Origin of the sequence: Massilia sp. CT11-137, assembly GCF_047302885.1 — a bacterium.
In the GTDB taxonomy this organism is placed as follows: domain Bacteria; phylum Pseudomonadota; class Gammaproteobacteria; order Burkholderiales; family Burkholderiaceae_D; genus Telluria; species Telluria orientalis.
Genome location: NZ_JBKYMP010000001.1, coordinates 3,031,752 through 3,051,985 on the forward strand (window position 1 = coordinate 3,031,752; position 20,234 = coordinate 3,051,985).

22 protein-coding genes are annotated in these 20,234 nt (G+C 69.1%); 21 read left to right on the forward strand and 1 reads right to left on the reverse strand.

Going from position 1 to position 20,234, the window contains the following annotated elements; all coding sequences use genetic code 11:
• Positions 1-5: 5 nt before the first annotated feature.
• Positions 6-1,682: an electron transfer flavoprotein-ubiquinone oxidoreductase gene (locus ACEN98_RS13765; protein ID WP_413385181.1), complete on the reverse strand. Its 1,677-nt coding sequence runs from the start codon at positions 1,680-1,682 to the stop codon at positions 6-8.
• A 178-nt stretch (positions 1,683-1,860) separates the two neighbouring features.
• Here ACEN98_RS13765 and ACEN98_RS13770 point away from each other — a divergent pair, with 178 nt between their 5' ends.
• The 21 genes from ACEN98_RS13770 to ACEN98_RS13870 all read left to right on the forward strand — a co-directional run bounded on the left by ACEN98_RS13770 (position 1,861) and on the right by ACEN98_RS13870 (position 20,226).
• Positions 1,861-2,637 (forward strand): SDR family oxidoreductase, encoded by a 777-nt coding sequence (locus tag ACEN98_RS13770; RefSeq protein ID WP_056135408.1) that lies wholly within the window; start codon positions 1,861-1,863, stop codon positions 2,635-2,637.
• Entirely contained in the window at positions 2,634-3,401 is a 768-nt protein-coding gene (locus tag ACEN98_RS13775) for an alpha/beta fold hydrolase (protein ID WP_413385183.1), read from the forward strand. The genes ACEN98_RS13770 and ACEN98_RS13775 overlap by 4 nt, the downstream gene beginning before the upstream one ends.
• A gap of 41 nt (positions 3,402-3,442) precedes the next feature.
• Positions 3,443-3,862 (forward strand): acyl-CoA thioesterase, encoded by a 420-nt coding sequence (locus tag ACEN98_RS13780; protein WP_413385185.1) that lies wholly within the window; start codon positions 3,443-3,445, stop codon positions 3,860-3,862.
• Between the two features lie 238 nt (positions 3,863-4,100).
• Positions 4,101-4,835 carry a beta-ketoacyl synthase chain length factor gene (locus ACEN98_RS13785; protein WP_413385187.1) on the forward strand — a complete coding sequence of 245 codons (735 nt, stop codon included), beginning with the start codon at positions 4,101-4,103 and terminating at the stop codon, positions 4,833-4,835.
• A complete protein-coding gene (locus ACEN98_RS13790; protein ID WP_413385189.1) occupies positions 4,828-5,601 on the forward strand; it encodes a lysophospholipid acyltransferase family protein in 774 nt (257 codons plus the stop codon). The genes ACEN98_RS13785 and ACEN98_RS13790 overlap by 8 nt, the downstream gene beginning before the upstream one ends.
• Positions 5,594-5,848 (forward strand): phosphopantetheine-binding protein, encoded by a 255-nt coding sequence (locus tag ACEN98_RS13795; protein WP_413385191.1) that lies wholly within the window; start codon positions 5,594-5,596, stop codon positions 5,846-5,848. The genes ACEN98_RS13790 and ACEN98_RS13795 overlap by 8 nt, the downstream gene beginning before the upstream one ends.
• Before the next feature lie 27 nt (positions 5,849-5,875).
• A complete protein-coding gene (locus ACEN98_RS13800; protein WP_413385988.1) occupies positions 5,876-6,154 on the forward strand; it encodes an acyl carrier protein in 279 nt (92 codons plus the stop codon).
• 4 nt (positions 6,155-6,158) lie between these two features.
• Complete coding sequence (locus ACEN98_RS13805; RefSeq protein ID WP_413385193.1) at positions 6,159-6,704, forward strand: hypothetical protein; 546 nt, start codon at positions 6,159-6,161, stop codon at positions 6,702-6,704.
• A complete protein-coding gene (locus ACEN98_RS13810; protein WP_413385195.1) occupies positions 6,697-8,397 on the forward strand; it encodes an AMP-binding protein in 1,701 nt (566 codons plus the stop codon). Before ACEN98_RS13805 ends, ACEN98_RS13810 begins: the two co-directional genes overlap by 8 nt.
• Before the next feature lie 2 nt (positions 8,398-8,399).
• Entirely contained in the window at positions 8,400-9,482 is a 1,083-nt protein-coding gene (locus ACEN98_RS13815) for a class I SAM-dependent methyltransferase (RefSeq protein ID WP_413385198.1), read from the forward strand.
• Positions 9,482-10,222 (forward strand): glycosyltransferase family 2 protein, encoded by a 741-nt coding sequence (locus tag ACEN98_RS13820; protein WP_413385200.1) that lies wholly within the window; start codon positions 9,482-9,484, stop codon positions 10,220-10,222. Before ACEN98_RS13815 ends, ACEN98_RS13820 begins: the two co-directional genes overlap by 1 nt.
• The gene (locus tag ACEN98_RS13825) at positions 10,210-11,163 is read left to right on the forward strand and encodes an acyltransferase (protein WP_413385202.1); all 954 of its coding nucleotides are present in this window, start codon (positions 10,210-10,212) and stop codon (positions 11,161-11,163) included. The genes ACEN98_RS13820 and ACEN98_RS13825 overlap by 13 nt, the downstream gene beginning before the upstream one ends.
• Positions 11,150-12,709 carry an HAL/PAL/TAL family ammonia-lyase gene (locus ACEN98_RS13830; protein ID WP_413385204.1) on the forward strand — a complete coding sequence of 520 codons (1,560 nt, stop codon included), beginning with the start codon at positions 11,150-11,152 and terminating at the stop codon, positions 12,707-12,709. The genes ACEN98_RS13825 and ACEN98_RS13830 overlap by 14 nt, the downstream gene beginning before the upstream one ends.
• Positions 12,702-13,136 (forward strand): acyl-CoA thioesterase, encoded by a 435-nt coding sequence (locus tag ACEN98_RS13835; RefSeq protein WP_413385207.1) that lies wholly within the window; start codon positions 12,702-12,704, stop codon positions 13,134-13,136. The genes ACEN98_RS13830 and ACEN98_RS13835 overlap by 8 nt, the downstream gene beginning before the upstream one ends.
• The gene (locus tag ACEN98_RS13840) at positions 13,133-13,741 is read left to right on the forward strand and encodes an outer membrane lipoprotein carrier protein LolA (RefSeq protein WP_413385210.1); all 609 of its coding nucleotides are present in this window, start codon (positions 13,133-13,135) and stop codon (positions 13,739-13,741) included. Before ACEN98_RS13835 ends, ACEN98_RS13840 begins: the two co-directional genes overlap by 4 nt.
• Positions 13,738-16,101, forward strand: a complete 2,364-nt coding sequence (locus tag ACEN98_RS13845) for an MMPL family transporter (RefSeq protein ID WP_413385212.1) — start codon at positions 13,738-13,740, stop codon at positions 16,099-16,101. Before ACEN98_RS13840 ends, ACEN98_RS13845 begins: the two co-directional genes overlap by 4 nt.
• Complete coding sequence (locus ACEN98_RS13850) at positions 16,079-16,633, forward strand: DUF3261 domain-containing protein (RefSeq protein WP_413385215.1); 555 nt, start codon at positions 16,079-16,081, stop codon at positions 16,631-16,633. The genes ACEN98_RS13845 and ACEN98_RS13850 overlap by 23 nt, the downstream gene beginning before the upstream one ends.
• Before the next feature lie 8 nt (positions 16,634-16,641).
• Positions 16,642-17,823: a beta-ketoacyl-ACP synthase gene (locus tag ACEN98_RS13855; protein ID WP_413385217.1), complete on the forward strand. Its 1,182-nt coding sequence runs from the start codon at positions 16,642-16,644 to the stop codon at positions 17,821-17,823.
• On the forward strand, positions 17,820-18,278 hold the full coding sequence (locus ACEN98_RS13860; protein ID WP_413385220.1) for a 3-hydroxylacyl-ACP dehydratase: 459 nt from the start codon (positions 17,820-17,822) through the stop codon (positions 18,276-18,278). The genes ACEN98_RS13855 and ACEN98_RS13860 overlap by 4 nt, the downstream gene beginning before the upstream one ends.
• Entirely contained in the window at positions 18,275-19,009 is a 735-nt protein-coding gene (gene fabG / locus ACEN98_RS13865) for a 3-oxoacyl-ACP reductase FabG (RefSeq protein ID WP_413385222.1), read from the forward strand. The genes ACEN98_RS13860 and fabG overlap by 4 nt, the downstream gene beginning before the upstream one ends.
• On the forward strand, positions 19,006-20,226 hold the full coding sequence (locus tag ACEN98_RS13870) for a beta-ketoacyl-ACP synthase (RefSeq protein ID WP_413385225.1): 1,221 nt from the start codon (positions 19,006-19,008) through the stop codon (positions 20,224-20,226). The genes fabG and ACEN98_RS13870 overlap by 4 nt, the downstream gene beginning before the upstream one ends.
• Positions 20,227-20,234 lie beyond the last annotated feature (8 nt).

The window sequence follows — 20,234 nt, forward strand, 5'->3', positions numbered from 1 at the left end:
GTTCGTTACATGTTCGGGTAGTTCGGCCCGCCGCCGCCTTCCGGCGTGACCCACACGATGTTCTGCGTCGGGTCCTTGATGTCGCAGGTCTTGCAGTGTACGCAGTTCTGCGCGTTGATCTGCAGGCGATCCTTGCCCTCGTCCGTCTTCACGAATTCGTACACGCCGGCCGGGCAGTAGCGCTGCTCCGGACCCGCGAACCTGGCCAGGTTGATCTCGACCGGCACGTTCGGGTTCTTCAGCGTGAGGTGCACGGGCTGGTCTTCCGCGTGGTTCGTGTTCGAGATGAACACGGACGACAGGCGGTCGAAGGTCAGCTTGCCGTCCGGCTTCGGATAGGCGATGGGCTTGAAGTCGGACGCCGGGCGCAGGCATTCGTGGTCCGCATGGGTGTGATGCAGCGTCCACGGCGCCTTGCCTTTGAACAGGATCTGGTCGATGCCGGTCATGATCGTGCCGACGACGAGGCCCTTGCTCATCCACGGCTTGAAGTTGCGCGCGACGTGCAGTTCCTCGTGCAGCCACGATTGTTCGAACGCGACCGGATAGCTCAGCAGCTCGTCGTGCTGGCGGCCCGCGCCCAGTGCGGCGTAGGCGGCGTCGGCCGCGAGCATGCCCGTCTTGATGGCGGCGTGGCTACCCTTGATGCGGCTCGTGTTGAGGAAGCCCGCGTCGCAGCCGATCAGCGCGCCGCCCGGGAACACGGTCTTCGGCAGCGACTGCAGGCCGCCCGCCGTGATCGCGCGCGCGCCATACGAGATGCGCTTGCCGCCTTCGAAGAAATGGCGGATCGCCGGGTGCGTTTTATAGCGCTGGAATTCCTCGTACGGCGACAGGTACGGGTTCTGGTACGACAGGCCGACGATGAAGCCGACGGCGATCTGATTGTTTTCCAGGTGGTACAGGAACGAACCGCCGTAGGTGTCGTTGTCCAGCGGCCAACCGGCCGTGTGGACCACGAGGCCCGGCTGGTGCCTGGCCGGATCGATTTCCCACAGCTCCTTGATGCCGATGCCGTAGGTTTGCGGATCCTTGCCCTTGTTCAGGTCGTACTTCGCCATCAGCTGCTTGCCGAGGTGGCCGCGCGAGCCCTCGGCGAACAGCGTGTATTTCGCGTGCAGTTCCATGCCGAGCTGGAACGCGTCGGTCGGCTGGCCGTGGCGGTTGACGCCCATGTTGCCCGTCGCGACGCCCTTCACCGAGCCGTCGTCGTTGTACAGGATTTCGGCGGCCGGGAAGCCCGGGAAGATCTCGACACCCAGCGCTTCCGCCTGCTGGCCCAGCCAGCGTACGACGTTGGCCAGCGAGATCACGTAGTTGCCGTGATTCGTCAACATCTTCGGCATCATGAACGACGGCGTCTGGTAAGCCTTCGTCTCGGAGAGGAACAGCATGCGGTCTTCCGTCACGGGCGTGTTCAGCGGTGCGCCCAATTCCTTCCAGTTCGGGAACAGTTCGTCCAATGCGCGCGGATCCATCACGGCGCCCGACAGGATGTGCGCGCCCAGCTCGCCGCCTTTTTCCAGCACGCAGACCGACACGTCCTGGCCCTTTTCGGCCGCCAACTGCTTCAGGCGGATCGCGGCCGACAGGCCTGCGGGGCCGCCGCCGACGATGACCACGTCGTATTCCATTGCTTCGCGCGGGCCGTATTCTTCGAGGAGGGAATTGGTCTGAGTCATGTCTTATGGGAGTTATAAAAATTTAAGCACGAGTGTGCACTTTTTTGCGCTCGTTGGCAACGCCGAGCGCCATTGTAGGGCAACAATTAGACGCGGTAATCTAATCGGTGCGAAATAGGTGAAGTGTGTAATGATTATGACTTCGCAACAGACAAAGTTTGGGCATAGGGGGCGTAACGTGGGGATTGAAGTCAATTTCGAAGGAAAGATCGCGATGGTCACGGGTGCATCCAGCGGGTTGGGTGCGCGGTTCGCCAAGGCGCTGGCCGGTGCCGGGGCCCAGGTCGTGCTCGCATCGCGCCGCATCGAACGCCTGAAGGAATTGCGAGCCGAGATCGAAGCGGACGGCGGTGCGGCGCACGTCGTGGCGCTGGACGTGACGGACCTCGCCAGCATCAAGGCCGCGATCGCCCACGCCGAGACGGAAGCGGGTCCGATCGACATCCTCGTCAACAACTCGGGCGTGTCGACGACGCAGCGCCTGCTCGACGTGAGCGAGGAAGACTACGGCTACGTCATGGACACGAATCTGCGCGGCGCGTTCTTCATGGCCCAGCAGACCGCGAAGCGGATGATCCAGCGCGCCAAGGGCGATCCGAAGAAGCAGCATCGCATCGTCAACATCGCGTCCGTCGCGGGCCTGCGCGTGCTGCCGCAGATCGGCGTGTACTGCATGAGCAAGGCCGGCGTCGTGCAGATGACGAAGGCGATGGCCGTCGAGTGGGGCCGCTACGGCATCAACGTGAACGCCATCTGCCCGGGCTATATCGCCACCGAGATGAACGAGGATTACTTCGACACGGAGCAGGGCAAGAAGCTGATCGAGATGCTGCCGCGCCGCCGCACGGGCAAGCCGGAGGACCTCGACGGCCTGCTGTTGCTGCTCGCCGCGGAGGAAGCCCATTTCATCAACGGCGCCATCATCACGGCCGACGACGGCATGACGGCGCAATGACGGCGTCTCGCCCGCGGCTCCTCTTGATCCACGGCCTGCTGGGTTCGCTGGATTACTTCGAGCCGCGGCGCTACCTGCCTGGCGTCGACCTCTTCACGCCCGACCTGATCGGCTACGGCCAGCGCCGCGGCGAAGACGCCCACATCACCCTGGCCGACCAGGCCGCCATGCTGGCCCGCTTCCTGCACGACGAGATCGGCGGTCCCGCCTGGGTGCTGGGCCACAGCGTGGGCGGCATCGCCGCGATGCTGCTGGCCGACCTCGTGCCGGAACTCGTGCGCGGCGTCATCAATGTCGAGGGCAATTTCACGTTGAAGGACGCGTTCTGGACGGGCCGCATCGCCGCCTTGCCCGACGCCGAGTGGGCCGCGGAATACGGCGCGATGGAAGCGGCGCCGGCCGCGTGGCTGGAAAAGAGCGGCATCGAGGCGAGCGACGAGCGCATCGCGTGGGCGCAGGACATCCTTGCGAACCAGCCGTACACGACCGTGCAACAGATGGCGCAATCGGTGCTCGACACGACCGGCGCGCCGGACTACCTGGGCTGCGTCGGCCGCGTGCTGGCGCGCGCGACGCCGCTGTACCTCGTCGGCGGCGAACAGTCCAGCGCGGGATGGGACGTGCCCGACTGGGTACTGTCGCAGGCGCGCCGCGTGTGCGTGCAGCCGAAGACGGGGCACATGATGATGCTCGAAGATCCGGGGAATTTTTGCCGGATCGTGGAGTCCATCCTCTACGACGAGGGCTGCCTTTCCGGCACCTGAGGCCGTATCATGCCGGCTTTTGGCCACGACACAGAGCAACAATGACTCAAAAGAAGCAGGTTCACACGATGCGCCAGGCGATCCGCTGGGGCGACATGGATGCATTCGGCCACGTGAACAACACGGTGTATTTCCGGTACATGGAGAGCGGGCGCATCGCCTTCCTCGAACAGGCGGCGGGCGACCTCGAGATCAAGGGCGAAGGTCCGGTGATCGTCACGGCTTACTGCAACTTCATCAGGCAGCTGAAGTATCCGGGCGAGATCGAGATCCGCACGTTCGCCGGTCCGGCGGGCCGGTCCAGTTTCGAGGTGACCCACGAGATCCGCATGGTCGATGCGGAAGGCAATGCCGACGTCGTCGCTGCGGACGGCGGCGGCAAGGTCGTCTGGATCGATTTCGCGGCCGAGAAATCGGTGCCGTTGCCGGCGCGGGTGCGCGAGCTGCTGCCCGCAGAGTAAGTTCCCCCACGCGGGAGGGCATCGCTCCCGTGTGACATTGCGTGAATCTTTTGCCCGTGTTTACGTGGCAATATCCTTCCCCTTCGCCCGCGACCGCGAGCGTTGTCCCGAGCATGCCGCGTGTTGCGAAATGGTGCAATTCCGGCATGAAATTATTCCAGCAGGAAAATCTTGGGATTATAATAATTACTATTTGTCCATGTCGCACGATTGCGGCGCTTTCTGTGGCTTTTGATTTATGTTTGAGAACGAGGTCGTCTTTTCCATTGCGCGCCACGCTGCATGGGCACCCGGCGTCACCTCGCCCGAGCGGTGGGAGGCGTGGGCGCGCGAGCCTTGGCCGTTCGCCGGCACCGACGAGCCGAAGGTGGCCGCCATGCCCGCGATGCTGCGCCGGCGTGCCGGCCTGCTGGGCCGGATGGCGCTCGAAGTCGCGTACGAATGCCTGGGACAGCGCACGGACGTGCCGACCGTGTTCTGCTCGCGCCACGGCGAAGTGGGGCGCGCCGTCGGCCTGCTCGACGACCTGGCGCGCGGCGAACCGCTGTCGCCCACGGCGTTCGGCCTGGCCGTGCACAATGCCAGCGCCGGCCTGTTCTCGATCGCGCGTGCGGACCGCGCCAACCACGTCGCGCTGGCGGCCGGCCCTGCCACGCTCGAACATGCCGTGATCGAAGCCTGCGGCCTGCTGGCCGACGGCGCCGACATGGTCCTGCTGGTGGCCTGCGATGCGCCGCTGCCGGACGTGTTGGCCGGATTCGAAGACTGCGACGAGCAGCCGTATGCATTTGCCTGGGCAATGGTGCCCGCCGGCGCGCAGCCCGTGCGGCTGTCGTGGCGCGCGGAGCAGGCGAGCGCCGCGGCGCCGCGCCGGCCCGGCGCGCTGGACGTGTTGCGCTTCCTGCTCGCGCACGCTCCGGAACTTGTGCGTCATGCCGCCGACCGCCGTTGGACCTGGTGCCGCGATGCTTGACAGGATCGGTCTCGGCTGGCGCGTGTTCGCGACCGGCCTGAGTTTCACGCTGTTCGGCTTGGGCGGCCTGCTGCTGCGGGTGCTCGTCTTCCCGTTGCTGGCGCTGTGCGTGACCGATACAACAGCGCGCGTGCGCGCGGCGCGCGCCACCGTGCGCCTGAGTTTTCGTGCCTTCGTCGGCATCATGAGCGGCCTCGGCGTGCTGCGCTACGACGTGCACGGGATCCACAAGCTCGACCGCGAAGGCCAGTTGATCCTGGCCAACCATCCCACGCTGATCGACACGGTCTTCCTGATGGCCTTCGTGCGCAACGCCGACTGTATCGTCAAGGGCGGCCTGGTGCGCAATCCGTTCACGCGGGGGCCGGTGCGCGCGGCCGGCTATATCTGCAACGACCGCGGCCCGGAACTGATCGAGGACTGCATCGCCTCGCTATGCGCGGGCGGCAACCTGATCATCTTTCCCGAGGGGACGCGCACGCCGCGGGGTGCCGTGCCGGCACTCAAGCGCGGCGCCGCCAATATCGCCGTGCGCGGTGCGCGGCCTGTGACGCCGGTGCGCATCTCGTGCGAACCGCCCACGCTGGGCAAGGGCGACAAATGGTGGCATGTGCCGCCGCGCCGGGCCAGCTTCCGCATCGACGTAATGGACGACATCGGCACCGAACGCTTCCTCGCGCCCGGCGTATCCGACGTCGTGGCCGCGCGGCGCCTGACGGATTACCTGCAACGCTATTTTATGGAAGAAGGCCAGCAACATGCTTGAACAGGAAGTGAAGGAACTGATCGTCGACGTCCTCCAGCTCGAGGACATCGAACCCGCCAACATCGACAGCGAGGCGCCGCTGTTCGTCGAAGGACTGGGGCTCGACTCGATCGATGCCCTGGAAATCGGCGTGGCGCTGCAGAAGCGCTACGGCATCACGCTGCCGCCCGAAGCGCAGGAAACCCGGCGCCATTTTGCATCGGTGCGCGCGCTCGCGGCGATGATCGAAACCCACCGCAAGAAATAGGAGCAGGCCATGGTAGCCCTGAACGAAATGAGCCGAGACGAACTGTTCACGTGGGTCGCGGACCTGCTGGCAGAGATGTTCGAACTCGATCGCGCCGCACTGACCCCGGCGTCGAACCTGTACGCCGACCTCGACATCGACAGCATCGATGCCGTCGACCTGGCCGTGAAGCTCAAGCAGATGACCGGCAAGCGCCTGCAGCCGGAAGTGTTCAAGACCATCCGCACGGTCGGCGACGTCGTCGATGCGCTGGTCGGTCTGGCACAGGCCGAGCCGGAACCGCAATCCGAAGCGCAAGTCGCCTGACCCGATGGCGTGGAACGTCCTGGCGGGCGCGCTGACGCTCGTCTATCCGCTGGCGATCTGGTTCGGCCACGGCACAGTCGAGCCGCGCTGGCTGGCCGGCCTGCTGTTGCTGGCGGCCGCGACGCGCCTGCCGGCGCTCAGGCTGAGCGCCGCCGCGCGCTGGTCGGCGGCGGCAGCACTGGGGCTGGCCGTGCTCGCGATCGGCGCCAATGCCGTGCTGCCCCTGAAGCTGTATCCCGTGCTCGTCAACGGAGCGTTCCTGGCCGCCTTCGGCTGGAGCCTCGTGCACGGCCCGTCGATGGTCGAACGCTTCGCGCGCCTGCGCGAGCCCGACCTGCCGGCGGCGGCGGTCGGCTACACGCGCCGCGTGACGCAGGCGTGGTGCGTGTTCTTCGCCGCGAACGGCACCGTCGCGCTGCTCACGGCGCTGTTCGCGCCGGAGGCCGTGTGGTCGGTGTACACCGGCGTCGTCTCGTACGTGCTGATGGGCCTGATGTTCGGCGGCGAATACCTGTTGCGCATGCGTTTCCGGCGGCTGCACCATGCGTGACCTGTTCGCCCGTCTCGCCGCGCGCGAAGTTGACGCGCTGGCCGGTTGGCGCGCCGGCGAATACGTGCGCCATGGCGCGCTGCTGGCGCGCGTCCGCGCCTGGGCCGCTCTGGGCCGGCGCACCGGTCCCGGACCCGTCGCGCTGTACCACGAGGACAGCCTGGAATTCGCGGCCGCCCTCGTCGGCGCCTGGCTCGCCGGGAAGACCGTCTGGCTTCCCGCCGACGTCTTGCCGGCCACCTGCGCGGCGCTGGCCGGCAACGTCGATGCGTTCTGGGGCGAGTTCCCCGCGGACTACGCGCCGCAGTCACCGTCCGCTGCCGGCGACGCAGAATGGCGCGCGCCTGCCCCCGATTTTCCGGCGCTTGTCGTGTTCACGTCCGGGACGACGGGCACGCCGGTGCCGATCCCGAAGCGCTTCTCCCAGCTGACGAGCGAACTCGAGGCGCTGGAGACGCAATTCGGCGCGGCGCTGGGCGACGCGGCCGTCGTGTCCACGGTCTCGCATCAGCACATCTACGGCCTGCTGTTCCGGGTACTGTGGCCGCTCGCCGCCGGCCGGCCCGTGCATGCGGCGCGCCACGAATATCCGGAAACGCTGGCACCGGCGCTTGCCGCGCGCCCAGCGGTGCTGCTGGCCAGCCCGGCCCATTTGAAACGGCTGCCGGACCACCTCGACTGGCGCGGCGCGGCGGCCAACCTGCGCGCCGTGTTCTCGTCCGGCGGCATGCTGGACGCGGCGGCGGCCCATCACGCTGGTGCGCTGCTCGGGCAGGCGCCCATCGAAGTCTACGGCAGTTCCGAGACGGGCGGCATCGCGTGGCGCCGGCGCACGGCAGCCGCCGCCGACGGCTGGACGCCGCTGCCGGGCGTCGCCTGGAAGCGCGGCGAGGACGGCCTGCTCGCCGTGCGTTCCGAGCCGGCTGGCGGCGACGACTGGCTGGTCCTTGCCGACCGCGTCGACGACCAGGAAGGCGGCCGCTTCGTGCTACGCGGCCGCGCCGACCGGATCGTCAAGATCGAGGAAAAGCGGATTTCGCTCGACGCCATCGAGGCGGGCCTGCTGGCAGGCGGCCTGGCGCGCGAGGCGCGGGTGCTTGCGTGTCCGGACGACGGCCATGGACGCCAGGTGCTGGCCGCCTTTGTGGTGCCGTCCGACGCCGGCCGCGCCGTGTTGAACGAGGGCGGCAAGACGGCGCTGAACGCCCACCTGCGCGCGCAGCTGGCATCCGGCCTCGAGGCCGTCGCGCTGCCGCGCCGCTGGCGCTACCTGGACGCGTTGCCCGTCGACGCGCGCGGCAAGACGACAGCGGCGCAACTCCTCGCGCTGCTGGCGCCGCCCGTGCGCCCGCGCGAGCCGGCCGTGCGCGTGCTGGAGCGGGACGAGGCACGGGTGCTGCTCGAACTGACCGTACCGTTCGACCTGTTGTACTTCGACGGACATTTCTGCGTGGCGCCCGTCCTGCCGGGCGTCGTGCAGGTCGACTGGGCCATCCGTTACGGCACGGCTTACCTGGGCCGCGCCGGCAGCTTCGCCGGCATGCAGGCCCTGAAATTCCAGCAGATGATCCGCCCGGAACAGCCGGTGCGGCTCGAACTGTCGCGCGACGCCGCCAGGTGCAGCCTCGCATTCCGTTACTTTTCCGAGGCCGGCGCCCACGCCAGCGGACGCATCCTGTTCGGGCCCGACTAACCATGCTGAACAAAAAATTCTCGCCCGCGCGCCAGAGCGCATTCGACGCCCGTTTCGATGCCCAGAAGATCGCCTTCGGTCCCGTCGTGTTCCAGTGCGTGCGCTACGCCTGGAAGCGCGGCATCCTGCAGGCGGTGGCCGACGCGGGCGACGCGGGCCGTTCCACCGCCGAGCTCCAGGCCGCGGGCGGCTGGAGCGAGTACGTGCTGAAGGTCGTGCTGGAGACTTGCCTGTCCGCCGGCGTCGTCTACCTGGAGGAGGGCCGCTGGGTGCTCGACAAGGCCGGCTTCGTCGTCCTGACCGATCCGATCACCCAGGTCAACATCGACTTCAACCACGATGTGTGCTACCAGGCGCTGTTCGACCTCGAACGCACGCTCGACGCCGAGCGGCCACTCGGCCTCAAAGTGTTCGGCGACTGGCCGACCCTGTACGAGGGCCTGTCCCAGTTGCCGGAGCCGGCGCGCACCAGCTGGCTCGCATTCGACCATTATTATTCCGACGTGTCGTTCCCCGCGATCCTGCCCGACGTGTTCGCGACCGCACCGCGCAAGCTGATGGACATCGGCGCCAACACGGGCAAGTTCGCGCTGGCCGCGCTGGCGTTCGACGCGAACGTCGAACTGCATGCCGTCGACCTGCCGGGCCAGCTGGCGGTCCTCGACGGCAACCTCGCCGCGGCCGGCCTGCGCGAACGTGCCGACCTGCATCCGACCGACATGCTGGACGACGCGGCGGCGCTGCCGGCCGGGATGGACGTCGTCTGGATGAGCCAGTTCCTCAGCTGCTTTTCCGAGGACGCCATCGCCAGTATCTTCCGCCGCGTCGCCGCCGCGCTGGCGCCGCGCGGCCAGGTGCTCGTGATGGACACGTTCTGGGACCGCCAGCGCTACGACATCGCATCCTACTGCCTCATCAACACGTCGCCGTACTTCAACAACCTCGCCAGCGGCAACAGCAAGGTCTACGAGAGCGGCGACTACATCCGCCTCGCGCGCGCCGCCGGACTGCAGCTGCAGACGGCGCGCGACGGCATCGGTTATTGCCACTCGCTGCTGCGATTCGTGCGGGCGGAGAACGGCTGATGTTCCAACCCTGCGTCGTCATCCCCGTCTACAACCACGAACACGCGATTCAAGGTGTGCTCGCGCAGGTGCTCGCGCACGGCCTGCCCGTGATCCTCGTCGACGACGGCTGCTCGGCCGCGTGCGCCGCGGTACTCGACGGCCTCGCCGCCGCCCACCCGGACCTCGTCGTGCTGGAACGGCACACCGTCAACCAGGGCAAGGGCGGCGCGGTGCTGACGGGTTTCGAACGCGCCGCGCAGGACGGCTACACGCACGTGCTGCAGGTCGACGCGGACGGCCAGCACAGCGTGGCCGACGTGCCGCGCTTCCTCGCCGCCGCGCGCGCAGCGCCGCACGCCGTTGTTGCCGGCTGCCCGCTGTACGACGAATCTGTGCCGTCGCTGCGGCTGTATGCGCGCTACCTGACGCACGTCTGGGTCTGGATCAACACGCTGTCGCTGGCGATCCGCGATTCAATGTGCGGCTTTCGCGTCTATCCAGTCGCGCCGGTGCTGGCGCTGGCGCGCCGCCGCCGGCTCGGCCTGCGCATGAATTTCGACATCGAGATCCTCGTGCGCCTGTACTGGGACGGCCTCGCCATCGTCAACCTGCCCACGCGGGTGGGCTATCCGGAAGACGGTGTGTCGCATTTCAAGGCCTGGACCGACAACGTCCTGATCAGCCGCCTGCACATGACGCTGTTCTTCGGCATGCTGCCGCGCATACCCTCGCTGCTGGTGCGGGCATGGCGCAGGTAGGCGCGTCCGCCGGCGACTCGCGCCACTGGGCCGCCGTCAACGAGGCGACCTGCGTGGCCGGCATGCGCCTGCTGTTCTGGGTCTGCCGCACGTTCGGCCGCTGGCCGTTCCGCATCGTGCTTTACCCGGTGCTGCTGTGGTACGTGGCGACGCAGCCCCGCGCACGGCGGGCGTCGTCCGTCTACCTGGCGCGCGTGGGCCGGCCGGCCGGCGTGACGGGAGTTCTGCGCCATTTCGGCGCGTTCGCCGAAGCGATCCTCGACAAGATGCTGCTGTGGGGCGGCGCGTTCGATTTCGACCGCGTGCGCCTGCACGGCGCCGAGCCGCTGCTTGAACGCGCGCGCCGGGGCCAGGGCACGCTGCTCGTGTGCGCGCACCTGGGCAACCTCGACCTGTGCCGCGCGCTGTCGCTGCGCACGCCCGGCCTGCGCGTGACGGTGCTCGTGCACACGAAGCACGCGCAGGCTTTCAACGATGTGCTGGCGCAGCTCGACCCGAAGAGCCGCTTGAACCTGATGCAGGTGACCGACATGGACGCCGGGATGGCAATGCAACTGTCCGAGCGCATCGGGCGCGGCGAATTCGTCGTCATCGCCGGCGACCGCGTACCCGTGTCGCCCAACCCGCGCGTGGCGTTGGCGCCTTTCCTCGGCCGCACGGCCGCGTTCCCGATCGGCCCGTACGTGATGGCCGCGGTGCTGGGCTGCCCGCTGGCCGCGATGTTCGCCACCCGCACCGGCGGCGGCTACGACGTGCATTTCGAACCGCTGCGCGACAAGGTCGTGCTGCCGCGCCGCGAGCGCGCGCAGGCGCTGGCGGAACTGGCAGCCGTCTACGCGGCCCGTCTCGAGTACCACGCGCGCCGCGCGCCCCTCGAGTGGTTCAACTTCTACGATTTTTGGCATTTACCCGAAACGGATTCCCCCGATGCTGCTCAGTGACATCAACACGCCCCGGCGCACCGTGCGCTTCGACCGCTCGCGCCTGACGCTGGACGACATCGTCGCTATCGCGCGCGGCACCGCCCGCCCGGCGCTGTCGGACGACCCGGCGTTCCGCGCCGCCATCGCGCGCGGCGCCGACTTCCTCGACCGCCTGCTGCGCGAGGACGGCGTCGTGTACGGCGTCACGACTGGCTACGGCGATTCCTGCACCGTCGAGGTGCCGCTCGCGCTCGTGCCCGAGCTGCCGCACCACCTGTACACCTACCACGGCTGCGGCCTCGGCGCCCCCCTGACGGAAGCGCAGGCCCGTGCCGTGATGGGCGCGCGCCTCGCGTCGCTGTCCAAAGGCTATTCCGGCGTCAGCGTCGAGCTGCTCGACCAGATCGTGCGCCTGTTCGACGCCGGCCTCGTGCCCGTGATCCCGAGCGAAGGGTCGGTCGGCGCCAGCGGCGACCTGACGCCGCTATCGTATCTCGCGGCCGTGCTGTGCGGCGAACGCGAAGTGTTGCGCGACGGGGAGATCGTTCCCGCGGCGCAGGCGCTGCGCGACGCGGGCATCGCACCGCTGCGCCTGCGCCCGAAGGAGGGACTGGCCATCATGAACGGCACTGCCGTCATGACGGGCCTGGCCTGCCTCGCGTGGGACCGCGCCGCTTACCTGACGCGCCTCGTCACGCGCATCACGGCGCTGGCGTCGTTCGCGCTCGACGGCAACGACCACCATTTCGACGAGACGCTGTTCGCCGTGAAGCCGCACGCAGGCATGCAGGACGTCGCGGCGTGGCTGCGCCACGACCTGGAGTACGCCGGCCAGCTGGAACGCAACGGCAAGCGCCTGCAGGACCGCTATTCGATCCGTTGCGCGCCGCACGTGATCGGCGTGCTGGCCGATGCGCTTCCGTTCTTCCGCACCGCCATCGAGAATGAACTCAACAGCGCGAACGACAACCCGATCATCGACGCCGAGGGCGAGCGCGTGCTGCACGGCGGCCACTTCTACGGCGGCCATATCGCCTTCGCGATGGACGGCATGAAGAACGTCGTCGCGAACCTGGCCGACCTGCTGGATCGCCAGATGGCGCTGCTCGTCGACGCGCGCTACAACGCCGGCCTGCCGGCGAACCTGTCCGGCATGCAGGGCGAACGGGCGCCGATCAACCACGGGCTGAAGGCGCTGCAGATCAGCGCCTCGGCATGGACGGCGGAAGCGCTCAAGCTGACGATGCCGGCGTCCGTGTTCTCGCGCTCGACTGAATGCCACAACCAGGACAAGGTGAGCATGGGCACGATCGCCGCGCGCGACTGCCTGCGCGTGCTGGAACTGACCGAGCAGGTCGCCGCCGCCCTGCTGATCACGGTGCGCCAGGGCGTGTGGCTGCGCCGGCGCGTCGACCCCGCGAAGGCCCTGCCGGCGCCGCTGGCGCGCATGGTCGACCTGCTGGGCCAGGACATCGTCCCCGTCACCGAGGACCGCCGCCTCGACCCTGAACTGCACCTGCTGCTGGGCCGTATCCGCGACCAGGCCTGGAGCCTGTATGCGTAAGGCGAAGGTCCCGTCGCGCTGGAGCGCCGAAGCCGCGATCCAGGTGCAGTTCTACGACCTCGATCCGATGGAAGTGGTTTGGCACGGCAACTACGTGAAATACCTCGAGGTGGCGCGCTGCGCGCTGCTCGACAGCATCGGCTACAACTATGCCGAGATGAAGGCGTCCGGCTATATGTGGCCCGTCATCGACATGAACCTGCGCTATGCGGCGCCCGCGACGTTCGGCCAGCACCTGGTGGTGCGCGCCGAGATCGTCGAGTGGGAAAGCCGCCTGCGCATCGACTACCTGGTCAGCGACGCGGCCAGCGGCCGACGCCTGAACCGCGCGTCGACGACGCAGGTAGCCGTCGACATCGCAACCGGCGAGATGTGTTTCGTCTCGCCGCCCATCCTGTTCCAGAAGCTGGGAGTGCAAGCACCATGAAATATTTGTCCGCCGCCGGCCTGCTGCTGGCAGCGCTGCTGGGCGCGCCCGCGCACGCCGCCGCGCCCGTCGCGAAGATCCAGGCCATGCTGGCCAAGCCGGAGCAGCTGTGTGGCCGCTTCGAGCAGAGCAAGCAGCTGGCCGGCATGAAAAAGCCGCTGGCGTCGAGCGGGCGCTTCTGCGTCGTCGCCGGCAAGGGCGTCCTGTGGCGCACGCTGAAGCCTTTCGCCAACACGCTGCGCCTGTCGCGCGACGAGATCGTGCAGCTGCAGGGCGACCGCGTGGCGATGCGCATGGAGGCGAGCCGCGAGCCGACCGTCCGCATGATCAACGGCGTGCTGTTCTCGCTGCTGTCCGGCGACCTCGGTCAGCTCGACACGCTGTTCGAGGTCGACGGCACGGCGACCGACGGCGCCTGGAAGGTGGCGCTGAAGGCCCGCAGTCCGGCGCTGGCGCGGGCGATCGGCGCGATTTCGCTGGAAGGCGGCGCCTACGTGCGCACCATCCACATGGTGGAAGACAGCGGCGACCGCACCGACATCGTGTTCTCCGACATCAGGACCGGCCCCGGCGCGTTCCTGCCCGAAGAGGCGGCCCAGCTTTGACGACGCACCGCCGCCTGGCGCTGGCCTGGGCCGTCGTCGTGTGCCTGCTGGTCGGGCACAATGCCTGGCTGTGGCTGGGCAAGCGGATCGCGCCCGATACCGACATCCTCGCGCTGCTGCCGGCCGGAGAGCGCGATCCGGTGCTGCAGCGCTCGTTCACGCACATGGTCGACAGCGCCCAGCAGCGCGTCGTCGTGCTGGTCGGTGCCGCGCAGTGGAATGCTGCCGTGCGCGCGGCAGCCGCGTTCCAAAGCCAGTTGCGTGCGCACGCGGACCTGCTGAAAGAGGATGCCGGCGCCAACGCGCAGGCCGCGTGGCTCGATGGTTTCACGCCGCATGCGGCGCTGCTCGTCGGCGCGGCGGACGAGCGCGCGCTGCGCACGCAGCCGGCGGCGTACTGGACGGAGAATGCGCTGGCCCGCGCGTACGGCGCATTCGGCGGGCCGAAGCTGGGGAGCTTCCGCGACGACCCGTTCGGCCTGTTCGCCAACTGGATGCAGGAGCGCGCCGGCGAGACGCCCGTCCGTCCGCGCGACGGCCATTTGTATGTGGGCGGGGAAGGGCGCGAATACGTGCTGCTGACGTACACGCTGGCGCCGTCCGCATTCGCGCTGTCCGCGCAGCGGCGTGTGGTGCCGCTGCTGGACGCGGCGGCAGGCGCCGCGCGCCGCGCCGTGCCGGCGGCCGAGGTGATCGAGGCCGGCGTCGTGCTGCATGCGGCGGCCGCGGGCAGCCAGGCGAGCAGCGAGGTCGAGACGATCGGCGTCGGTTCGCTGGTGGGCATCGTGGTGCTGACGTGGCTGACGTTCCGCTCCGTGCGGCCGATCGGTCTCATCGTCCTGACCATCGGCATCGGCTTCCTCGGCGCGCTGTCCGTGTGCTGGCTCCTGTTCGGCCGCATCCACTTGCTCACGCTGGTGTTCGGCGCGAGCCTGATCGGCGTCGCCCAGGACTATGGCCTGTACTTCCTGTGCCACCGCCTCGGCGCGGCGCCGCAGGAAGACTCTGTGCGCCTGCTGGGTCGGTTGCTGCCCGGTCTCGGTCTCACTCTGCTGGCCGCCGTGATCGGCTACATGGGGCTCGCGCTGACGCCGTTCCCGGGTCTGCGCCACATGGCCGTCTTTTCCGCGCTCGGCCTCGTGTTCGCGTGGCTCACCGTCGTGTGCTGGTTTCCGCAACTGATCCAGCCCGGCACGTTGCGGCGCGGGTGGCTCGCGCGCCGCTACCGTGGCCTCATCGCGCACTGGCCGCGGGTGTCGGCGCGGCCGCCGGTACTGGCCGTGCTCGCGCTGCTGGCGGCCGGCGCGGCCGTGGGCTGCGCGCGCCTGGGCGTGGACGACGACATCCGCTCGCTGCAATCGTCGCCGCAGCACCTCGTGCGCGACCAGATCAAGCTGGGCCGCCTGCTGGACGCGCCCACGCCCGTCCAGTACTACCTCGTGCGCGGCGCATCGGACGAACAGGTGTTACAGCGCGAGGAAGCGCTCAAGCGCCGCCTCGACCCGCTCGTCGCGCGCGGTGACCTGACCGGGTACCAGGCGCTGTCGAACTGGGTGCCCTCGGCGCGCACGCAGGCCGACCGCCTCGCGCTGCTGGATGCGACCGTGCTCGCGCCGGATGGCCCGCTGGCCGCGCTGGCGCAGACGCTCGGCGAGGACCGCGACTGGGTCGCGGCCACGCGCGCGCACCTGCGCGACCGCGCGGCGCCCTTGACTGCGGAAGCGTTCCTGCGCACGCCGGCCAGCGAACCGTGGCGCCACCTGTGGCTGGGCGAGGTGGGCGGCGTCCACGCCAGCATCGTCGCGCTGCGCGGCATGCGTTATGCGGCCATCCCCGCGCTGAGCCGCGCGGCCGACGGGCTGGAAGGCGTGCAATGGGTCGACAAGGTCGGCGGCATCTCGGCCGTGCTGGGCCGCTATCGCGCGGTCATGGGCGCCGTCGTGCTCGGGGCCTATGTGCTCGTGTTCCTGGCGCTGCTGCCGCGCTACCGTGGCCGTACCTGGCGCGTGCTGGCGCCGACGGCCGCCGCCAGCGTGCTCACCCTGGCCATCCTCGGTGTCAGCGGCCAGCACCTGCAACTGTTTCACGTGCTGGCCCTGATGCTGCTGCTGGGCGTGGGCGTCGACTACGGCATCTTCATGCAGGAAGAGCGGCAGCAGGGCGACGATGCGCCATGGCTCGCCGTCGGCCTGTCCGCGACGAGCACGCTGCTGTCGTTCGGCCTGCTGGCGCTGTCCGGCACGCCGGCGCTGCGCGCGTTCGGGCTCACCATGCTGCTCGGGACGGCGCTCGTCTGGCTCGCCGCCCCGTGTTTCACCGTCACCACGAAGGAGCGCCATGAAGCGACCGTCACTGTCTGACCTGGGCGCCGGCCTCGTTGCCGCGCTGCTGCTGGCCGGCTGCACCCGCGCGCCGGAAGCACCGGCACGCCTCGGCCTGCGCCTGTCACCCGCCGCGCTGGGCACCGCCATCAGCGTGCAGCAGCACCTGACCGTCGAACGGCCCGGCGCCACGAACGATCTCGACGTCGCGCTTGAAGTGGATGCCGCGCACGTGGGCCTCGTCGGCCTCGCGTTCGGCCAGCGCGTGCTGAGTCTCGATTTCGACGGCACCGCCCTGAAGGAATGGCGCCACACGATGCTGCCGGCCCAGGTGCGCGCGGCCGACGTGCTGGAAGACCTGCAGCTGACGCTGTGGCCCGTCGCTGCGATCGCGCAGGCGCTGCCGCCCGGCTGGCACATCGAGGAGCAGGGGCTCACGCGCACGCTGCGCCGCGACGGCGAGGTGATCGCGACGATCACATATGGCGGCATGCCGCGCTGGCAGGGCAAGGCGGTGCTCGACAATGTGCGCTACCACTACCGGCTGACCATCGAGTCGGCTTCCGAATGAGGTCCAACATGCTGTACCTGAACGATTGCGCGCTGTTGTGCGCACTGGGCGACGAGCGCGGCACGATCGCGCGGCGCCTGCTCGACGGCGTGGAGGGCGGCCTCACCGTGTCTGACGCCTGCTCGCCCGGCCGTCCGCTGCCGCTGGGCCGCGTGGACGCCGCGCTGCCCGCCGTGGATCATCTGCCGCTGGTGCTGCGCAGCCGGAACAACCAGCTGGCAATGGCCGCGCTGGCGCAGATTCGGCCCGCCGTCGACGCGGCCATTGCCCGCTACGGCGCGCACCGTGTCGGCGTCGTCGTCGGCACCAGCACGTCGGGCGTGGCCGCCACCGAGGCCGCGCTGGCCGCGCGGCTGCACACCGGCGCGCTGCCGGACGGCTTTCATTACGGCCAGCAGGAAATGGGATCGCCGGCCGCACTGCTGGCGCGTGAACTCGCGCTCGGCGGACCGGCCTACGTCCATTCGAGCGCGTGCTCGTCGAGCGCCAAGGCGCTGGCCAGCGCGGCGCGCCTGATCCGCATGGGCTTGTGCGACGCGGTGGTCACGGGCGGCGTCGACACGCTGTGCGGCTTCACGGTCGCCGGCTTTTCGGCCCTCGAATCCGTCAGCGCCGCGCGCTGCAATCCGCTCTCCGCCGCCCGCAACGGCATCAACCTGGGCGAGGGCGCGGCGCTGTTCCTCATGTCGCGCGAACCGGGCGCCGTGGCGCTGTGCGGCTGGGGCGAATCGTCCGACGGGCACCACATGTCGGCACCGGATCCGGCCGGCGTTGGCGCGGGCCTGGCGATGCGCGAGGCGCTGCGGCGCGCGGGCATCCAACCGTCCGACGTCGACTACATCAACCTGCACGGTACCGCGACCGTCCAGAACGACGCGATGGAGTCGCACGCCGTCGCCGACCTGTTCGGGCCCGGTGTTGCCGTCAGTTCGACGAAACCGTTCACGGGCCACACGCTGGGCGCGGCGGGCGCCGTCGAAGCGGCGTTCTGCTGGCTGGCGATGCAGGACGATAACCCGGCGGGCAAGCTGCCGCCGCACCTGTGGGACGGCGCGCAGGATCCCGCGCTGCCCGCACTGAACGTGGTGCGTCCTGGCACGCGCCTGGGCCGCCCGCTGCGCTGGGCGCTGAGCAATTCGTTCGCATTCGGCGGTTCCAACGCGACCCTCGTGTTCGGGAGGTCGGATTGAGCCTGCCCGACATCCGCACGCTGGTGCCGCACAGCGGGACCATGTCGCTGCTGGGCCGGCTCCGCGCCGCCGACGCCGAGACCCTGTGCGCCGAAGTGGCGATCGGCGCCGGCACGCTGTTCCTGGACGGCGGCGGCGTGGGGGCCTGGGTCGGCGTCGAGTACATGGCGCAGGCCGTGGCCGCGCATGCCGGTTACGGCGCGCGCCTGCGCGGCGAGGCGGTGCGCGTGGGCTTCTTGCTCGGCACCCGGCGTTATGCGTGTACCGTCCCGGCATTCCCGGCCGGGAGCGTGCTGCACGTGCATGTGCAGCGCGTGCTGCAGGGCGAGAACGGCCTGGGTGCCTACGACTGCCGCATCGTCGACGGTGCCGGCGGCGCCGAATGGGCGAGCGCCACGATCACCGTCTTCCAGCCCGACAATGTAGAAGAGTTTTTGCAACGGAGTTCCGAATGAGTAGTATCGATAAGAGTGTGCTGGTGACCGGCTCGTCGCGCGGCATCGGCAAGGCGATCGCGCTGCGCCTGGCGCGCGACGGCTACCGCGTGGTGGTGCATTGTCGGAGCCGCCGCGCGGAGGCCGACGCGGTGGCGACCGAGATCGAGGCCGCCGGCGGCAGCGCGCGCGTGCTGCAGTTCGACATTGGCGAGCGCGACGCCACGGCCACGGCGCTGCTGGCGGACATCGAGTCGCACGGCTGCTACTACGGCGTCATCTGCAATGCCGGCGTCGCGCGCGACACGGCCTTTCCCGCCATGACCGGCGAGGAATGGGACCAGGTGCTGGGCACGAACCTGGACGGCTTCTTCAACGTCCTGAACCCGGTCGTGATGCCGATGGTCCAGCGCCGCAAGCCGGGCCGCATCGTGACGATGGCGTCCGTGTCGGGCCTGATCGGCAACCGCGGCCAGGTCAACTACAGCGCAGCCAAGGCAGGCATCATTGGCGCGACCAAAGCGCTCGCGCTGGAACTGGCCAAGCGCGCCATCACCGTCAACTGCGTGGCGCCGGGCCTGATCGAGACCGACATGATCGGCGAGGTGCCGCTGGACGAAGCGCTGAAGCTGATCCCCGCGCGCCGCGTGGGCCGGCCGGAGGAGGTGGCGGCGGCCGTCAGTTACCTGATGTCGGAGGATGCCGGCTACGTCACGCGCCAGGTCATTTCCGTCAACGGAGGTCTCGCATGAAGCGCGTCGTCGTCACCGGCATGGCCGGCATCAGCCCGCTGGGCAACGACTGGGAGTCGATCCGCGCCCGCCTGGCCGAGGGCCGTAACGCCATCGTGCGCATGGCGGCCTGGGACGATTACGAAGGCCTGAACACGCGTCTCGGCGCGCCCGCCGCGCCGTTCGAGCTGTCCGAGCGCTACCACCGCAAGGCGATCCGCAGCATGGGCCGCGTTGCGCTGATGGCCACGCGCGCCAGCGAACTCGCGCTGGCCGACGCCGGCCTGCTCGACCATCCGCTGCTCACGAGCGGCAGGATGGGCATCTCGTTTGGCTCGTCGGCCGGTACCCCCAGCGCCATCGGCGACTTCGGCCGCATGATGGAAGAGCGCACGACGAAGGGCATCAACGCGACCACCTACATCAAGATGATGGCGCACACGGCGCCCGTCAACATCGGCGTGTTCTTCGGCGTCACGGGCCGCGTGTTCACGACGTCGTCCGCCTGCACGTCGGGCAGCCAGGGCATCGGCTACGCCTACGAGGCGATCAAGACGGGCAAGCAGACGGCGATGATCGCCGGCGGCGCCGAGGAACTGTGCGCGACGGAGGCCGCCGTGTTCGACACGCTATTCGCGACCAGCGTGCGCAACGACGCGCCGCACACGACGCCGCGCCCGTTCGACCGGGCCCGCGACGGCCTCGTGATCGGCGAAGGCGCAGGCTGCCTGATCCTGGAAGAGCGCGAGCATGCGCTGGCGCGCGGCGCCACGGTGTACGCGGAGATCGTCGGTTTCGGCACCAACAGCGACGGCTGCCACGTCACCCAGCCTAACGCGGACACGATGCGCATCGCGATGGAACTGGCGCTGGAGGATGCCGGCCTGGCGCCGGCGGCCATCGGCTACGTCAACGCCCACGGCACGGGCACGCAGCACGGCGACGTCGCGGAGACGGCGGCAACGAGCACCGTGTTCGGCGCGCATATGCCGATCAGCTCTCTGAAGAGCTACATGGGGCACACGCTGGGCGCCTGCGGCGCGCTCGAAGCGTTGATCAGCATCCGGATGATGCGCGAGGGCTGGTTCGCGCCGACCATCAACCTCGACGAGATCGACCCGGAGTGCGGGGCGCTCGACTATATTCGCGGCGAAGGGCGGCGCCTCGATTGCGAATACGTCATGTCGAACAATTTTGCGTTCGGCGGCATCAACACGTCGCTGATCTTCAAGCGGTAGTTCCACCA

Excerpts from the sequence above, each read along its gene's own strand:
- ACEN98_RS13765 (WP_413385181.1), bottom strand. The coding sequence starts at position 1,682 with ATGACTCAGACCAATTCCCTCCTCGAAGAATACGGCCCGCGCGAAGCA.
- ACEN98_RS13775 (WP_413385183.1), top strand. The coding sequence starts at position 2,634 with ATGACGGCGTCTCGCCCGCGGCTCCTCTTGATCCACGGCCTGCTGGGT.
- ACEN98_RS13780 (WP_413385185.1), top strand. The coding sequence starts at position 3,443 with ATGACTCAAAAGAAGCAGGTTCACACGATGCGCCAGGCGATCCGCTGG.
- ACEN98_RS13785 (WP_413385187.1), top strand. The coding sequence starts at position 4,101 with ATGTTTGAGAACGAGGTCGTCTTTTCCATTGCGCGCCACGCTGCATGG.
- ACEN98_RS13790 (WP_413385189.1), top strand. The coding sequence starts at position 4,828 with ATGCTTGACAGGATCGGTCTCGGCTGGCGCGTGTTCGCGACCGGCCTG.
- ACEN98_RS13795 (WP_413385191.1), top strand. The coding sequence starts at position 5,594 with ATGCTTGAACAGGAAGTGAAGGAACTGATCGTCGACGTCCTCCAGCTC.
- ACEN98_RS13800 (WP_413385988.1), top strand. The coding sequence starts at position 5,876 with ATGAGCCGAGACGAACTGTTCACGTGGGTCGCGGACCTGCTGGCAGAG.
- ACEN98_RS13805 (WP_413385193.1), top strand. The coding sequence starts at position 6,159 with ATGGCGTGGAACGTCCTGGCGGGCGCGCTGACGCTCGTCTATCCGCTG.
- ACEN98_RS13810 (WP_413385195.1), top strand. The coding sequence starts at position 6,697 with ATGCGTGACCTGTTCGCCCGTCTCGCCGCGCGCGAAGTTGACGCGCTG.
- ACEN98_RS13815 (WP_413385198.1), top strand. The coding sequence starts at position 8,400 with ATGCTGAACAAAAAATTCTCGCCCGCGCGCCAGAGCGCATTCGACGCC.
- ACEN98_RS13820 (WP_413385200.1), top strand. The coding sequence starts at position 9,482 with ATGTTCCAACCCTGCGTCGTCATCCCCGTCTACAACCACGAACACGCG.
- ACEN98_RS13825 (WP_413385202.1), top strand. The coding sequence starts at position 10,210 with ATGGCGCAGGTAGGCGCGTCCGCCGGCGACTCGCGCCACTGGGCCGCC.
- ACEN98_RS13830 (WP_413385204.1), top strand. The coding sequence starts at position 11,150 with ATGCTGCTCAGTGACATCAACACGCCCCGGCGCACCGTGCGCTTCGAC.
- ACEN98_RS13835 (WP_413385207.1), top strand. The coding sequence starts at position 12,702 with ATGCGTAAGGCGAAGGTCCCGTCGCGCTGGAGCGCCGAAGCCGCGATC.
- ACEN98_RS13840 (WP_413385210.1), top strand. The coding sequence starts at position 13,133 with ATGAAATATTTGTCCGCCGCCGGCCTGCTGCTGGCAGCGCTGCTGGGC.
- ACEN98_RS13850 (WP_413385215.1), top strand. The coding sequence starts at position 16,079 with ATGAAGCGACCGTCACTGTCTGACCTGGGCGCCGGCCTCGTTGCCGCG.
- ACEN98_RS13855 (WP_413385217.1), top strand. The coding sequence starts at position 16,642 with ATGCTGTACCTGAACGATTGCGCGCTGTTGTGCGCACTGGGCGACGAG.
- fabG (WP_413385222.1), top strand. The coding sequence starts at position 18,275 with ATGAGTAGTATCGATAAGAGTGTGCTGGTGACCGGCTCGTCGCGCGGC.
- ACEN98_RS13870 (WP_413385225.1), top strand. The coding sequence starts at position 19,006 with ATGAAGCGCGTCGTCGTCACCGGCATGGCCGGCATCAGCCCGCTGGGC.